The following is a 14868-nucleotide window of genomic DNA, read 5'->3' as shown; positions in this document are numbered from 1 at the left end:
GGCACATATCGTGCCGGTGCCAAGGCAAAATATGAACCCCGGCTTTGGTTCATCAATATGATAATAGATAGGGGGGGTCGACCGGATGACCAGGTACAACGTTGCCGTGGTGGGTGCCACGGGTATGGTGGGACAGAAGATCTTGCAGATTCTTGAGGAGAGGCGCTTTCCTTACAAGGGTTTGAAGTTGCTGGCATCATCCCGTTCTGCCGGCCGAAAAATTGAAGTTGGTAGCCGGGAATACCAGGTGGAGGAGGCATGTCCCCGGGCTTTTGAAGGGGTGGACTTTGCTTTTTTCAGTGCCGGAGGGGATACAAGCAAGAAGTTGGTTCCCGAGGCAGTAAAACGCGGGACACTTGTGATTGATAACAGCAGTGCATTCCGTATGTCCGATGATGTACCGCTGGTAATTCCGGAAGTGAATCCGGAGGCGGTCAAAGATCACCGGGGTATCATTGCCAATCCCAACTGTTCGACCATCCAGATGGTGGTTGTTCTTCAACCGTTGCACCGGGAAGCGGAGATAAAAAGAGTGGTGGTTTCAACATACCAGGCTATCTCCGGTGCCGGAAGAGAGGCCATGGGTGAGTTGGAATTGCAGAGCAGTTCCTACCTTGAAGGGGGCGAGGTAAAGGCCGAGTATGTGCCGTACCGGGGGGCGGCAAGGAATTATCAGCTGGCTTTCAGCCTGGTTCCACAGATAGACGTTTTCGACGAGGATGGCTATACAAAGGAAGAACTGAAGATGATATATGAGACGCGCAAGATCATGGGGCTGCCCGATTTGCCCGTCACTGCCACGACGGTCAGGGTACCTGTTTTTGTCGGCCATTCGGAATCGATCAACATCGAATTTGCACGGGAACTTTCTCCGGAAAGAGCCCGTGACATCTTGAACAACGCGGCAGGAATTATCGTCTCCGATGATCCGGAAAACCTGATCTATCCGATGCCGCTGGAGGTTGCTGATCGTGATGAGACCTTCGTGGGAAGAATAAGAAGGGACCGTTCGGTCAGGCATGGGTTGAATGTATGGGTGGTCGCTGACAACCTGCGCAAGGGGGCGGCAACAAATTCTGTCCAGATTGCGGAACTGATGCTCTAGTCCGGAATCCCGGGGAGGGAAGACAGGTGAAGATTGCTGTACAGAAATTTGGCGGTACATCCGTTGCCACGCCGGAGTTGCGGGAGAAGGTGGTTGAACGGATCAAGGAAACTGCCGGGGAAGGACACCGGGTGGTGGCCGTGGTTTCGGCGATGGGCCGGGCCGGGGATCCTTACGCGACCGATACGTTGAAGGTGTTGCTGGAAAACATATGCGCGGATGTTCCCCTGCGGGAACTGGACCTGATGATGTCCTGCGGGGAGATCATCTCCGCCGGGGTTCTGGTGGCCACCCTCTGGAAGCATGGAATTCCTTCCCGCGTGATGAACGGCCAGCAGGCCGGCCTGGTAACCGATGGAGTTTACAGTCAGGCCCAGGTCATTGATTGTCGTACAGATTATCTGCTTCACTGTCTGGAAAAAGGTGAGGTTCCGGTAGTAGCCGGTTTTCAGGGGGCTACCTCCGAGGGGGAGATAAATACGATGGGCCGGGGCGGCAGTGACACCACTGCCGTTATTCTCGGGGCAGCATTGGATGCAGATCGTGTGGATATTTTTACCGATGTCAGCGGTATTGCCACGGCCGATCCAAATGTTTTCAAGGATGCTCGCTTTATCAGCAGATTGAGCTACAACGAGGTCACCCAGCTGGCTTACGAGGGAGCAAGGGTTATTCATCCCGCAGCCATCGAGGTGGCCATGAAGAACAATGTCACCATCGCGGTGAGGAACCTGGGTGATGGAGGTTCCGGGACGATCATCACGGGTACTGGGAGCGGCATGGGGAAGAATTATGGCGTAGACCCGAAACAGATCATTACCGGCATTGCCCATATCCCCGGCCTGGCACAATTCATGGTTGATTTTACTGCTTCCGATGCCGATCTGGAACTGGAAATGTTCGAAAAACTCGGGGAAGCGGGGATCAGTATCGATCTCATCGGCGTATTCCCCCTCCTGAAGGTTTTTTCGGTGGATGGGGAGATGATCGGGCGGACGGAAAGAATACTGAAAAAACTGAACCTTCATTATTCCCTCAAGAAAGAGTGCGCCAAGATATCGGTGGTCGGGGCGGGGATGCGTAACATACCCGGGGTGATGGCCAGAATTGTCAAGGCTCTTCGGCAGCAAAACATTCAAATCTTGCAGACAGGAGATTCCAATATTTCCATCTGTCTCCTGATCAACGGCAGGGATCTGGTTGCGGCCATAAAGACACTGCATGACCATTTTGAACTGCAGAAAGAAAACAAGATCAAAACTCCCTTTGCCAGGGTAAAGTAGCATCTCTGCCGAAAAAGGAGATCTTGCGGTCAACACAGTCTTTATTCTATCTTTGGCTCATGAATTGAAGCAAGTTGTTTGCCACCCCGTGTGCCTTGACCGTGTTGACATCTTTTTTTGCTTGTAGTAAAATTTTCTTTGAACAGGATGTTGCGAAAGCAATGAAGGGGAAGAGTAGCACGTTGTCCAATTGCAGAGAGCCGGGGTAGTGGTGCAAAACGGTATTGGCGGCGTGTGAAGTACACCCCGGAGTGCGGACCGAAAGCGGATTGTCTGACCGCCAGTAGGCTCCGACGGATGCCTCTACCGTTACAGGGGGGGGTATGGCAGATAGAATGACGTCATGCTCTGAACGAGTGGGGCTATGCTCAAATAGGGTGGTACCGCGAAATCTGGCTTTCGTCCTTATACCGGACGGAAGCTTTTTTGATTCAAAACAAAAAAGGAGGTCCCAGGACGATGATTGTGGTGATGAAGCCCGGAACTCCGGCCGAAGTTATTGCCGACATATCGGCACGGCTAGAGGACATGGGATACAGCGTTCACAGATCCACCGGTGAAGACCGGACCATACTCGGGGTTGTGGGAAGGCCACGCGAAGGGATGTTCGAAAAGTTGCAGGTCAGCCCCGGTGTGGAGAAGGTTCTGCCCATATCCAAACCATTCAAGTTGGCCTGCCGGGAATTTCATCCCCGGGATACGGTCATTCCTCTGGGCAAAAAGGGCGCAAACATAGGCGCCGAACAGCTGGTCATCATGGCCGGCCCCTGCGCTGTCGAGGGGGAAGAACAGCTGATGGAGACTGCCCGGATATTGAAAGAAGCAGGGGCGGGGGTCTTGAGAGGGGGAGCTTTCAAGCCGCGCACCTCGCCATACAGTTTTCAGGGTATGGAAGAAGAAGGGTTGAAGATACTGAAGAGAGTCGCGGAGAGGTTCGGCCTGCTGACAGTTTCCGAGATTGTCGACCCCATAAACGTGGGGATGGTAGCCGCTTACGTGGACATATTGCAGGTAGGAACGAGAAACATGCAGAACTTCTATCTGTTGAAAGAACTGGGGCGTATCGACAAACCGGTACTGTTGAAACGGGGGATGTCGGCCACCATCGAGGAGTGGCTGATGGCAGCGGAGTATATAATCAGCGGGGGCAATCACAGGGTGATCCTCTGTGAACGGGGAATCCGTACCTTTGAAACATATACCCGCAATACCCTCGATATCAGTGCTATCCCCGTTGTCAAGGAACTCAGCCACCTTCCGGTGATCGCCGATCCGAGCCATGGAACCGGCCGCTGGCAGCTGGTGCCGGCGATGAGCAAGGCGGCAATCGCCGCCGGAGCTGACGGGCTGATCATCGAGGTTCATCCGTGCCCGGAAGAGGCGCTTTCCGACGGGCCCCAGTCACTCAGTTTCGACAATTTTTTGCTCATGATGGACAGTTTGAAAGAGGTGGCTAGCTGTGTCGGGAAAAAGATCCAGACTTTTTGAACGGATAGCGCTGTTGGGAACGGGTCTGATGGGCGGTTCCCTGGGCATGGCCATCCGGGAGTGTACCCTCGCCACGGAAGTGGTCGGGTATGACCGCGATCCGGAAGTACTGACCACGGCACTTGAAAGGGGGGCGGTTGACCGCGCGGTTGGCAGTCCCCGGGAAGCGGTGGTGGGAGCGGAGCTGGTGGTTCTGGCCGTTCCGATCAGATTCTGCCGCCAACTTGTGGAAAGTTGCACAGCTCATTTTTCGTCCGGAACGGTGGTCACGGACCTGGGTAGCACCAAACAGTTCCTGGCGGAAGAGTTGCGCGGAATCCTTCCCCGGGGTGTCATATATGTTGGCGGGCATCCCATGACCGGTTCCGAGGAATCGGGTATCGAGGCAGCCGATCCGGCTTTGCTGGAGAATGCAATCTACGTATTGACTCCCGACGAAGGGCAATCTCAAAAAGAATGGGGGCGCATGGTCGACCTGATCGAGGGGATCGGAGCCCAGCCGTTGGTTATCTCCCCGGCCGAGCATGATCAACTCGTGGCACTGGTCAGCCACCTGCCCCATCTGGCTGCCGTTGCCCTGGTGGAGGTGGCGGCGGAGGAAGGGAAGGAAGAGATGGTGCAGACGCTGGCCGCCGGGGGGTTCAGGGATACCACACGAATAGCAATGGGGAACCCGGAGATATGGCGCGATATTTTCGCGACCAACCGGGAGGCGATCGACATTTTTCTGGGTCGTTACCTTCATGAGCTGGAGGAGGTACGGCGGATGATCACGGGCGGGCAGGAGGACAAGATCACAGCCACGCTTGAACGGGCGCGCAGTTTCCGGCGCAAGATACCTTTCCGCAGCAGGGGGATATTTCCCGATCTGTTTGACATCATCGTTCTGGTCAAGGATACACCGGGGACGATCGGGAGAATAGCATCGCTGGTGGGAGGGGCGGGGTTCAATATTGCGGAAGTCGAGATCCTCCATGTGCGTGAAGAGGAGGGCGGCTCGATCCGTTTCGGTTTCCGGCAGAAAGAACAACGTGATGGGGCCCTGGCCGTATTGAAAGAAAGGGGCTATCGTGTCCACCGACGCTGAACGGAAGGAGAGATACGGTTGAAAGATGCCGAAGACGTTCTTGTCGTCAGACCTTCCCGCAAGATTTGCGGGGAACTGACCGTTCCGGGAGACAAATCCATATCCCATCGTGCCGTGATCATCGGTTCCCTGGCGGAGGGGAGAACCATGATATACAATTTTCTCCGCTCGGAAGATTGCCGGGCCACGATCAGCTGCCTGCGTTCCCTCGGGGTCGAGATCGAGCAGGCGGGCGAACAGATACACCTCACCGGGCGGGGGTTGCACCTGCAACCACCGGATCGGCCCCTGTATGCAGGGAATTCGGGGACCACGGTCCGCCTCCTGGCAGGGGTGCTGGCCGGACAGAAGTTCACATCCGAAATTCATGGGGATGATTCCCTGAGCTGCCGCCCCATGCTCCGTGTGACCGAGCCCCTCCGCAGGATGGGTGCCACGGTGGGCCATCGGGCAGGCGGACTGCCTTTAAAAATTACGGGAGGAAATCTACGGCCGATCAGCTACGATCTGCCGGTGGCCAGTGCCCAGGTAAAATCTGCGGTTCTGCTTGCGGGCCTTTTCGCTGAAGGGCAAACTTCGGTCCGGGAACCTGCCCCCACACGTGACCATACCGAACGTATGTTGAAAACCTTCAAAGCAGAAGTTTGCAGTCAGGGTAGCATCAGGGCTGTAAGGGGGCCGGCGAGCCTCGAAGGGTGCCGCATAGACATCCCCGGTGATATCTCCTCGGCGGCATATTTCATGGTTGCGGCGGCGGTCATACCGGGGTCGGAAGTTTTTGTCCGCGGCGTGGGCATCAACCCTACCCGTACGGGCGTCATCGACATCTTGCAGCGGATGGGAGCACGGCCAACGATACTGAACAGGCGTGTTCATGGCAATGAAGAAGTTGGCGATATCCGTATCAGGGGGGAAGGTACGCTCACCGGGGTGACCGTGGAAGGAGAGATCATTCCCCGGTTGATCGATGAAATACCCGCTCTGGCAGTGGCGGCCCTGGCCGCCAGGGGGATGACGGTGATCAGGGGTGCCGCCGAGCTGAGAGTGAAAGAATCCGACCGTATTGCTTCCCTGGTGCGGGAATTCGGCAGGATGGGGGCACGGATCGAGGAGAGGCCGGATGGCCTGATCATCGAGGGGGGAGTTCCCCTGCACGGCTGTCTCTGTGAGAGCCACGGGGATCACCGCCTGGCCATGGCCCTGGCCATAGCTGGCCTTCGGGCAACGGGGCAGACGCTGATCAGGGAACCGGGTTGTATCCGGGTTTCATACCCTTCCTTTGCCCGTGACCTGGCCCGGCTGACCTGAAAATCAAGGTGTTCCGATGATAGTAGAATGGAGCCGCCCCATCAGCGGGAACGGCTCCAGCTGTTTCTGGATGCCACTGTCAGCCATTCCTTCATCTCTCTTTTTTGACTGCGGTTTTCCCATCCATGATCTTGATGGAAACATCATGTTCGGCATAGATGATGTAGCGGCCCTCTTTCGCCACATCGAGGAAGAATTTCGTTTTACGGGGTTCCGCGGCGAGCTCGTAGAGTCCCCGATCCCTTACCCTGAAACTATCACCTTTCTCCACCTTGATGGATTTGCGCCCCATGAGATGCCGGGCGAGGCGGTCCTGCTCTGCTCTCCGGCCCGGTATCTCTTTCAGGAAAAGAAGGGTAAGGGAAGGGGCTTCCCGGAGAGGGCCCAATTCCAGGGTACAGGTTCCCGCGGGAAGGTTGTAGACGGCAATCAGTTCATGGTCGGCGGCATGGGCATGCACTTGTTCAGACCTTCCGGCACCCTGCTGATTCTCTTCCGGCACCGCATCTTCCGTTTCCTCCGCGGCACAGCCCCCGAGGGCCAGGACAATGGCCAGCAGGGTTATGGCGACGGCAAAAATTATCCTGTTCGATATGGTATTCCCCTCCTCCGGAAATCCTTTCTTTCTTTTCTCAATATAGCAGAAAGAAAAAAAGACAACAATGAAAAAAATAGCAAGAGCTGCCTGCCGGCATGTCGGAAGTCTGCCGCGGTTACCGGGCGGCCGGATTCAATACATAAAGTCCATGGATAAAGACAAAATATTACAACCGGCCAGATTGGCACAATAAAAGGGGGGCAGACGGGATGGCAAAGAAGATTGCAGTAAGTGATGCACTTTCACCGGTCAAGAGATTGTTGAATTATGAAGGGTATGACGTCTTCAACATCGAAAATGAAGAGGAGCTCAGCGGGGTAGGTATGGATGATTATGACGCCATCATTCTTACCGGCATCGACAGGAATCTGATGGGCGTTCACCGGCTGTTTGGAGGTGCACCGATCATAGATGCAGCCGGCAAGAGCCCGGAGGAGATCCTTGATGAACTCCATGTCAGGCTGGGGCCAATGCCGGATTGAAAGTGATCGGGGGCGATTTTACGGTCGGGGGCGGGTTTTTGACGGGGTGTTCTTGAAGCGTTTGTCTTCCCCGGAAGCCCCCGTTATGGAACTTGTTCACACAATGCTGATAATTGACAGTTTAACAAATAACATGTAGAATTCATCGTGTAAGAAGAGGGTTTTCAAGGAGAGGAGAGTTCCCGTTGTCCCCGAGGGTTTTCAGTTTTTCCCGATTCAAAGAAAAACATGCCCGGCCCGGATTGTGGATGGATCATGACCGCGAAATTGATGATGTGCGCAAGATAATAAGAGCGGTGCAGGAAAAAGGTGATCGGGCGCTTTTTGAATATACTTCACTCTTCGATGGTGCGGTGATCACCGGTCTGGCACTTACCGCTGACGAAGAGAATGCGGCGGTTGGCGAGGTTTCTTCCATATTGAAGGACAGCATCCGTGAAGCTTTGAAAAACATCGAGGACTACCATCGTCGGCAGATACCCGCATCCATCTGGTCAGAGGGTGATGGCATACGTATCGGCCAGGTTTATCGTCCGCTGAAGAGGGTGGGGGCCTATGTTCCCGGCGGAACGGCTTCATATCCTTCATCTGTCCTGATGACGGTGGTTCCGGCTCACGTGGCCGGTGTTGAAGAGATCAATGTCTGCACGCCACCTGCACCCGACGGGAAAATAAGCCCCGCCGTTATTTTTGCTGCACGGGAGGCCGGGGCAGGAACAATCTTCAAAATCGGCGGTGCACAGGCTGTGGCGGCGTTGGCGTACGGTACCGAATCCATTCCGGCGGTGGACAAGATCGTGGGGCCGGGAAACATCTACGTCACATTGGCCAAAAGGGAGGTTGCCGGGGATGTCGGCATCGACATGCTCGCCGGCCCGAGTGAAATCATGATCGTCGCCGATTCCACTGCCCGGGCCGATTATATCGCCGCCGATCTGCTTTCCCAGGCCGAACATGGCCCGCTATCACGTTCCTACCTGGTCACGGACAGCGCGGAACTGATTGACAGGGTAGGGAAGGAACTGGACAGACAGTTGGCCGATTTGCCCCGCCGTGATGTAGCTTCTGTTTCCCTGGAAAAACAGGGGGGGCTGGTTCTGGTCGGCAACCTCGGGGAAGCCTGGGAAATTGTAAATTTGATTGCTCCGGAACACCTGGAGATACTTCTTCCACAACCATGGAAATATATCGAGGAGGTTAGAAATGCGGGTACCGTTTTCCTGGGGCCGTATTCGCCCGAACCCCTCGGGGATTACTGGGCCGGGGTCAATCATGTCCTGCCCACCGGCGGTTCGGCACGTTTTTCCTCGCCGCTGGGAGTGGACGATTTCATGAGATACACGCAGGTCGTCTCCTACGAGAAAGGGGCGCTGGGAAAGGTATCTACCGCCATTCAGGAGCTGGCCGGGGCGGAGGGATTCGATGCCCATGCCCGATCAATCAAAATAAGGGGGAGAAGTGATGAACAGGAAAGCCAGGATTGAAAGAGAAACGAAGGAGACGTGTATTACCCTCGGTTTGAACCTGGATGGCAAGGGGGAATCACGCCTGGACACGGGCATACCTTTTCTGGAACATATGCTGGAACTGTGGGCCCGCCATGGGTTTTTTGATCTGGAGATAAAGGCTGACGGCGACCTGGAGGTTGAACCTCATCACCTCGTCGAGGACATCGGGCTCTGCCTGGGGATGGCACTGAACGAGGCACTCGGAAAGAAGGAAGGTATCAGCCGCTACGGGTCAGCAATCCTGCCCATGGATGACGCACTGGTCCTCGTTGCCGTTGATTTTTCCGGTCGTCCGTATCTGAATTATGAAATGCCTCTCGTACCGGGGATGATCGGGCAACTGGATCTGGAATTGATCGAAGAATTCTGGCGTGCGGTGACCAACGAGGCGCGCATGAATTTTCACATCAAATTGCTGGATGGTTCCAACCGCCACCATGCGGTGGAGGCTCTCTTCAAAGGCGCTGGCAGGGCCATGCATCAAGCATCATCGGGAAGAGAAGGGTTGGATGGGGTGCTTTCTACCAAGGGAGTTTTGTAAGAGGTGATTTATTTTGTTGATCATACCTGCTATTGATCTGCGGCGGGGGTGTTGTGTGCGACTTCTGCGCGGTGATCCCCGGAAGGAAACTGTTTACAGTGATGACCCCGTTAACGTGGCTCTGGAATGGGAGAAATTGGGGGCCCGTTATCTGCACATCATTGACCTTGACGGTGCTTTCAGCGGTCAAACAGCAAATGCCAGGGCCATAGAGCGTGTTGCGGCAAGAGTCAAGGTGCCATTTCAACTGGGCGGCGGTATCCGCAACCGCAAGGCAGTTGAAGATGCTTTCGAGCTGGGAGTTACACGTGTTATCGTCGGCACCATGGCCATCTCCAACCCGGAATTGCTGAAAGAGTTGCTGGAAAACTACGGCGAACGGATCGTGGTGGGGATAGATGCCCGCGAGGGGAAGGTGGCGGTGAGAGGCTGGCAGGAAGATACCAGGGTGGATGCGCTGGAACTGGCCCGGAAGATGGAAGAATACGGGGTCAGGGAGATCATCTACACGGATATCAACCGTGATGGGGCTTTGATGGGACCCAACCTGGAAGCGGTGGAGAAGATGGCTTCCGCAACGAGCCTGTCGATCATCGTCGCCGGGGGGGTTACCAGGGTTGCGGATCTGGTGGCATTGAAAGAACTGCAAGAAGGCAAGATCAAGGGGGCCATCATCGGCAAGGCACTCTACGACGGACAGCTGACCCTGGCGGATGCCTTTGCAGCGGTAAACATTACTTGAAGGTGAGCGTCATGCCCAGGAGAATAATCCCCTGCCTGGATATAAAGGGCGGCAGGGTTGTAAAAGGCAAATCATTCACCGGGCTGGTGGAGGTGGGCGACCCGGTAGAAATGGCCCGTTTCTATGCACGGGAAGGTGCAGACGAACTTGTTTTCCTGGATATATCCGCTTCCGAGGAGGGCCGCCAGACGGTCATCGATCTGGTGAAGCGGGTGGCGGGAGAGATTGATATTTCTTTCTGTGTGGGCGGGGGGATCAGTAGCCTGAAAATCATGGAAAAACTTTTTGAAGCAGGGGCGGACAAGCTCTCGGTCAATACCCCCGCGGTGGCACGGCCCGCCCTGATCCGCGAGGCCGCCCGCATTTATGGCAACAGGATCATCCTGGCTATCGATGCACAATGGAATGATTTTTTGAAGGATTGGGAGGTTTACACCCACGGTGGCAGGCGTCCGACAGGAAAGGGAGCCGTTGCCTGGGCGGTCGAGGCGCAGGAGCTGGGAGCGGGTGAGGTCTTGCTCACTTCCATCGGCCGTGACGGGGGCAAGGATGGTTACGATCTGGAAATGATTTCCGCACTGTCCAGCAAACTGTCCATCCCTGTAATCGCTTCCGGCGGGGCTGGAAAACTGGAACATTTTGCCGCGGCGCTGGAAGAAGGCGCCGATGCTGTCCTGGCGGCATCGGTCTTTCACCGGCAGGTTTTCTCAATAAGAGAGGTCAAGGAATTTCTTCAACATCGGGGGATCGAGGTGTATTGATGAAGGATCAGGTAAAAAAACCGGGAGAACTGAGATACAACGAAGACGGTCTTATCCCGGCTATCGTGCAGGATGTGGACAGCAAAGAGGTGTTGATGCTGGCCTACATGAATGAGGAGTCATTGCAGAGGACACTGGAAACGGGAAAGACCTGGTTCTGGAGCCGCAGCCGTCAGTGTTTCTGGCAGAAAGGGGAGACCTCGGGGCATATCCAGGAGGTGGATACGGTCAAATACGATTGTGATGCCGACACGCTGTTGATCAAGGTCAGGCAGACGGGCGTGGCCTGCCATACCGGCCATTACTCCTGTTTTTTCAACGTCATGCAGGAAAAGAACAAAAACAGGAAGTTCGACGTGGCTGCGGTCCTGCCGGAACTTGCCCGGGTAATCCGTGAGCGTCTGGCTCTACGGCCGGAAGGGTCATACGTGGCCTCCCTGCAGGATGGCGGCATAAAAACAATCTCGCGCAAGGTGGGGGAGGAGGCCCTGGAGACGATCATCGCTTGCATGGGGGATGAGACTGACGAGGCGGTTGTCCGGGAAGCTGCCGACCTCCTGTTTCACCTGATGGTGTTGCTGGAATCTCGCGGGGTGGCCTTCACGCGGGTTCTCGAAGAATTGGCGAGAAGACGGGCAGGTGATGAACATGATTGATTACCACGTGCATACCTATCTGTGCCGCCACGCATTGGGGGAACCCCGGGATTATGTCGATGTGGCTCTCAAAAAGGGGTTGAAGGAGATCGGCATTGCCGATCATTTTCCATTGGAATTGATGGGTATAACACCCAAAGCCAAGGTTTCAATGGATGCGGATGAACTGGAGCTTTACTTCCGGATGGTCCGGGAAGCTTCTCGAACCGGGGGCATCACGGTAAAGACGGGGATAGAACTTGATTATGCTCCCGGAAAAATGGAGAAGTTGGCCACGGTGCTGAAAGATTATCCGTTTGACTATATCATCGGTTCGGTGCATTTCATGGGTGACTGGGATTTTACCCATCCCTATTCCGCCGGGGAATTTGAAAAGCGCCCCATAGAAGAGGTCTATGAACAGTATTTTACCCTCGTTTGCGGGGCATGTCGCAGCGGCCTTATCGATATCATCGGTCATATAGATGTGGTCAAGAAGTTCAATTACCGACCATCGGAAAAATTTTTGCAACCATGGTACGAGAAACTGGCAAAGCTGTTGAGGGAAACCGGGGTCTGCCTGGAACTTAACACCTCGGGGCTGGATATGCCGGCCGGGGAATTTTATCCCGCTCCCGCGCTCCTGTCCCGCTGCATAGATGAGGGGGTAAATATTGTACTTGGATCCGATGCCCACACTCCTGAAGATGTGGGGAGGCATTTCCCGCTGGCGATGGACATGTTGCGCGAGATGGGGGTCAGGGAGACGGTTGTGTTTTCCCGGAGAAAAGGTGTTTTGCAGCCCCTGGAATGAATCTGGCTGACGACGGCCATACTGCTGTCAGCCGGATGCGCGATTTGCAATCCATGTTTTCCGGCCGGAGAGAGGGAAGGGCCGGATATCAACGCCGGGCTTTGCCCGGCGCTAAATTTTTTGAATAAAAGTGGCAGGCATCGGGGAAAGGAGAGTCGGGCCATGCGTTATCTCAGCGGTGGAGAATCACATGGGTCCAGCCTGGTGGCCATTATCGAGGGGTTGCCGGCCGGGCTGGTGATCACTTCGGAATATGTCAATGCTCACCTGCGGCGGCGGCAACATGGCTACGGGCGGGGGGAGCGGATGAAGATAGAAAGTGACCGGGTAAAGTTTCTGTCAGGTTTGCGTTTCAACGAGACGATCGGCAGTCCGCTTACGCTGAAGATTGACAATCGGGATGCGGCGAACTGGAAGAGGACAATGGTTCCGGAGGGAAGGAGGCCGCGGGATCTCAAGACCGTAACTTCTCCCCGCCCGGGGCATGCCGATTTTTCGGGTGGATTGAAATACCTGCGCCGTGATTTTCGCGATGTTCTGGAGAGGTCAAGTGCTCGTGAAACAGCTATAAAAGTTGCTGTTGGCAGCGTGGCACGGCGTATACTGGAAGAATTGGGAATGGATATATACAGCCACGTGCTTTCCATAGGCGGCATCGTCGGCGGCGAGTTTCTGTCGGGGCAGGATGACAATCGTGTACGGATCGCGGAAACGGAAATATATACCGGAATCGAATCTTCACCGCTGCGCTGTGCTGACCGGGATGCGGAAAAAAAGATGATGGACCTGATCGATGAGGCGCGGGAAGCCGGAGATACCCTGGGAGGTGTTTTCGAGGTTATCGTGCTCGGTGTTCCCCCGGGGTTGGGAAGTTATGCACATTGGGACCGAAGGCTTGATGCACTGATGGCCGGTGCACTGATGAGCTTGCAAGGGGCCAAAGGTGTAGAAATAGGGATGGGATTCCAGGCTGCGGACAGAAGGGGCTCCACCGTTCATGATCCTTTCAGTTATACCACTTCAGGCAAAGTATGCCGTTCCACAAACAGGGCCGGCGGGATCGAGGGCGGTGTCTCCAACGGGGAGGCCCTGATCTTCAGGGTGGCCATGAAGCCTATCTCAACCCTGATGAAACCACTTCAAAGCATAGATTTTTCCACGGGCAAGAAGGCAGAAGCTGCCGTGGAACGATCGGACGTATGCGCGGTTCCCGCCGCTTCCGTGGTGGGGGAGGCCATTGTCGCCTGGACACTGGCAACGGTCCTGCTGGAGGCATTTTCGCGGGATACAGTCAGGGAATTGCAGGAATCGTACCGGGCTTACCTCGATATGATCGCCCGTTATCCTGAAGGCATCTAGATGGGACCAAAGAATATCGAAGGGGAAATTTTTCATGGCCATGATCACTATAAATCTTGACCTGGGGCCACGTTCGTATCCCATTCATGTGGGCAGGAATATCCTGGCAAAGATAGGTGGGGAACTCGGGGAGGTGTCTGCCGGTGGCAAGGTGTTGCTGATCTCGGACGGGGAAGTCATGCCCCTTTACGGGGGGATATGCCGTCAATCCCTCGAAGATGCCGGGTTCGAAGTTTTTACCGCCGTGCTGGAACCGGGCGAAGCAAGCAAGAACATGGCCGTGGTGCAGATTCTTTATGATCAGGCCGTGGAGGCGGGCCTGGACAGATTTTCACCGTTCATTGCCCTGGGAGGGGGAGTGGTCGGGGATCTGGCCGGGTTCGTGGCTTCCACCTACCTGCGGGGGGTTCCCTTTATCCAGATTCCGACATCGTTGTTGGCCCAGGTTGACAGCAGCGTGGGGGGGAAGGTGGGGATAAATCATCCCCGGGGAAAAAATCTGATCGGTTCCTTTTACCAGCCCCGGCAGGTATGGGCCGATATCACCACGTTGAACACGTTGACCGAGCGCGAATTCAGGGCCGGGCTGGCCGAAGTGATCAAGTATGCGCTGATCAGGGATGGGGATTTCTTTTTCTGGCTGGAGAAGAATCTGCCATCGTTGCTTGATGGAGACGGGGAAAGCATACTGACGGCCGTCACTTCATCTATCAGAAACAAGGCTGCCGTGGTGGAGTTGGATGAGCGAGAGGGGGGCTACAGAAGGATATTGAACCTGGGGCATACTTTTGGCCATGCCCTGGAAGCGGCTACCGCCTACCGTCATTATCTTCACGGGGAAGCGGTTTTGCTGGGGATGGGGATGGCTGTCTCCCTGGCTGAAAGGCTCAAACTCATCCATGGGAATTATGCCGGGAGGATAAGGAAGATGTTGCAATCGGTGGGTTTCAAAACACCCCCTCCCGGACTTGACCCCGCCAGGGTGATGGAGAAGATTGCCCTTGATAAAAAACGCAAGGATGGGGCAGTGGCCTTTGTTCTTCCTGTCGATCACGGCGAGGCGGTAATATATTCTGCACCACCCGCCGGTATGGTTGAGGAAATCATATCTTCCCACATTTCGGGAGAAAGAGGCTGATGTTGTTGAACAGGCTCCT

At 55.3% G+C, this 14868-nt stretch carries 15 protein-coding genes and 1 other annotated feature; of the genes, 14 read left to right on the top strand and 1 reads right to left on the bottom strand.

What is annotated here, in order from left to right:
* The first annotated feature begins 85 nt into the window (after positions 1–85).
* The 5 genes from asd to aroA all read left to right on the top strand — a co-directional run bounded on the left by asd (position 86) and on the right by aroA (position 6271).
* Positions 86–1105, top strand: coding sequence for an aspartate-semialdehyde dehydrogenase (gene asd / locus GX364_02010; protein ID NLI69629.1), 1020 nt, complete (start codon positions 86–88; stop codon positions 1103–1105).
* Between the two features lie 26 nt (positions 1106–1131).
* The gene (gene dapG / locus GX364_02005) at positions 1132–2388 is read left to right on the top strand and encodes an aspartate kinase (protein ID NLI69628.1); all 1257 of its coding nucleotides are present in this window, start codon (positions 1132–1134) and stop codon (positions 2386–2388) included.
* Positions 2389–2540: 152 nt separating this feature from the next.
* Positions 2541–2798: a binding site (T-box leader), on the top strand.
* 49 nt (positions 2799–2847) lie between these two features.
* Positions 2848–3876 carry a 3-deoxy-7-phosphoheptulonate synthase gene (aroF, locus tag GX364_02000; protein ID NLI69627.1) on the top strand — a complete coding sequence of 343 codons (1029 nt, stop codon included), beginning with the start codon at positions 2848–2850 and terminating at the stop codon, positions 3874–3876.
* The gene (locus GX364_01995; protein ID NLI69626.1) at positions 3848–4963 is read left to right on the top strand and encodes a prephenate dehydrogenase; all 1116 of its coding nucleotides are present in this window, start codon (positions 3848–3850) and stop codon (positions 4961–4963) included. The genes aroF and GX364_01995 overlap by 29 nt, the downstream gene beginning before the upstream one ends.
* Before the next feature lie 18 nt (positions 4964–4981).
* Complete coding sequence (aroA, locus tag GX364_01990) at positions 4982–6271, top strand: 3-phosphoshikimate 1-carboxyvinyltransferase (protein NLI69625.1); 1290 nt, start codon at positions 4982–4984, stop codon at positions 6269–6271.
* A 91-nt stretch (positions 6272–6362) separates the two neighbouring features.
* Here aroA and GX364_01985 read toward each other — a convergent pair whose 3' ends face one another.
* Entirely contained in the window at positions 6363–6773 is a 411-nt protein-coding gene (locus GX364_01985) for a hypothetical protein (GenBank protein NLI69624.1), read from the bottom strand.
* A 305-nt stretch (positions 6774–7078) separates the two neighbouring features.
* Here GX364_01985 and GX364_01980 point away from each other — a divergent pair, with 305 nt between their 5' ends.
* The 9 genes from GX364_01980 (at position 7079) to aroB (ending at position 14849) form a co-directional block, all read left to right on the top strand.
* Positions 7079–7351, top strand: a complete 273-nt coding sequence (locus tag GX364_01980) for a YkuS family protein (GenBank protein ID NLI69623.1) — start codon at positions 7079–7081, stop codon at positions 7349–7351.
* Positions 7352–7536: 185 nt separating this feature from the next.
* Entirely contained in the window at positions 7537–8835 is a 1299-nt protein-coding gene (hisD, locus tag GX364_01975; GenBank protein NLI69622.1) for a histidinol dehydrogenase, read from the top strand.
* A complete protein-coding gene (gene hisB / locus GX364_01970; protein NLI69621.1) occupies positions 8813–9400 on the top strand; it encodes an imidazoleglycerol-phosphate dehydratase HisB in 588 nt (195 codons plus the stop codon). Before hisD ends, hisB begins: the two co-directional genes overlap by 23 nt.
* Positions 9401–9413: 13 nt before the next feature.
* Positions 9414–10142 (top strand): 1-(5-phosphoribosyl)-5-[(5-phosphoribosylamino)methylideneamino]imidazole-4-carboxamide isomerase, encoded by a 729-nt coding sequence (gene hisA / locus GX364_01965; protein NLI69620.1) that lies wholly within the window; start codon positions 9414–9416, stop codon positions 10140–10142.
* 11 nt (positions 10143–10153) lie between these two features.
* On the top strand, positions 10154–10903 hold the full coding sequence (gene hisF / locus GX364_01960) for an imidazole glycerol phosphate synthase subunit HisF (protein NLI69619.1): 750 nt from the start codon (positions 10154–10156) through the stop codon (positions 10901–10903).
* Positions 10903–11559 (top strand): bifunctional phosphoribosyl-AMP cyclohydrolase/phosphoribosyl-ATP diphosphatase HisIE, encoded by a 657-nt coding sequence (locus GX364_01955; protein NLI69618.1) that lies wholly within the window; start codon positions 10903–10905, stop codon positions 11557–11559. Before hisF ends, GX364_01955 begins: the two co-directional genes overlap by 1 nt.
* Complete coding sequence (locus tag GX364_01950) at positions 11543–12352, top strand: histidinol-phosphatase HisJ family protein (GenBank protein NLI69617.1); 810 nt, start codon at positions 11543–11545, stop codon at positions 12350–12352. Before GX364_01955 ends, GX364_01950 begins: the two co-directional genes overlap by 17 nt.
* A gap of 162 nt (positions 12353–12514) precedes the next feature.
* Positions 12515–13711 carry a chorismate synthase gene (gene aroC / locus GX364_01945; GenBank protein NLI69616.1) on the top strand — a complete coding sequence of 399 codons (1197 nt, stop codon included), beginning with the start codon at positions 12515–12517 and terminating at the stop codon, positions 13709–13711.
* A 34-nt stretch (positions 13712–13745) separates the two neighbouring features.
* Complete coding sequence (aroB, locus tag GX364_01940) at positions 13746–14849, top strand: 3-dehydroquinate synthase (protein NLI69615.1); 1104 nt, start codon at positions 13746–13748, stop codon at positions 14847–14849.
* Positions 14850–14868 lie beyond the last annotated feature (19 nt).

It is taken from the genome of Bacillota bacterium (assembly GCA_012518215.1).
Lineage (GTDB): Bacteria > Bacillota > Dethiobacteria > DTU022 > PWGO01 > JAAYSV01.
Note: the sequence above shows the minus strand (reverse complement) of the source record. Positions and strands in the feature narration are given on the sequence as shown.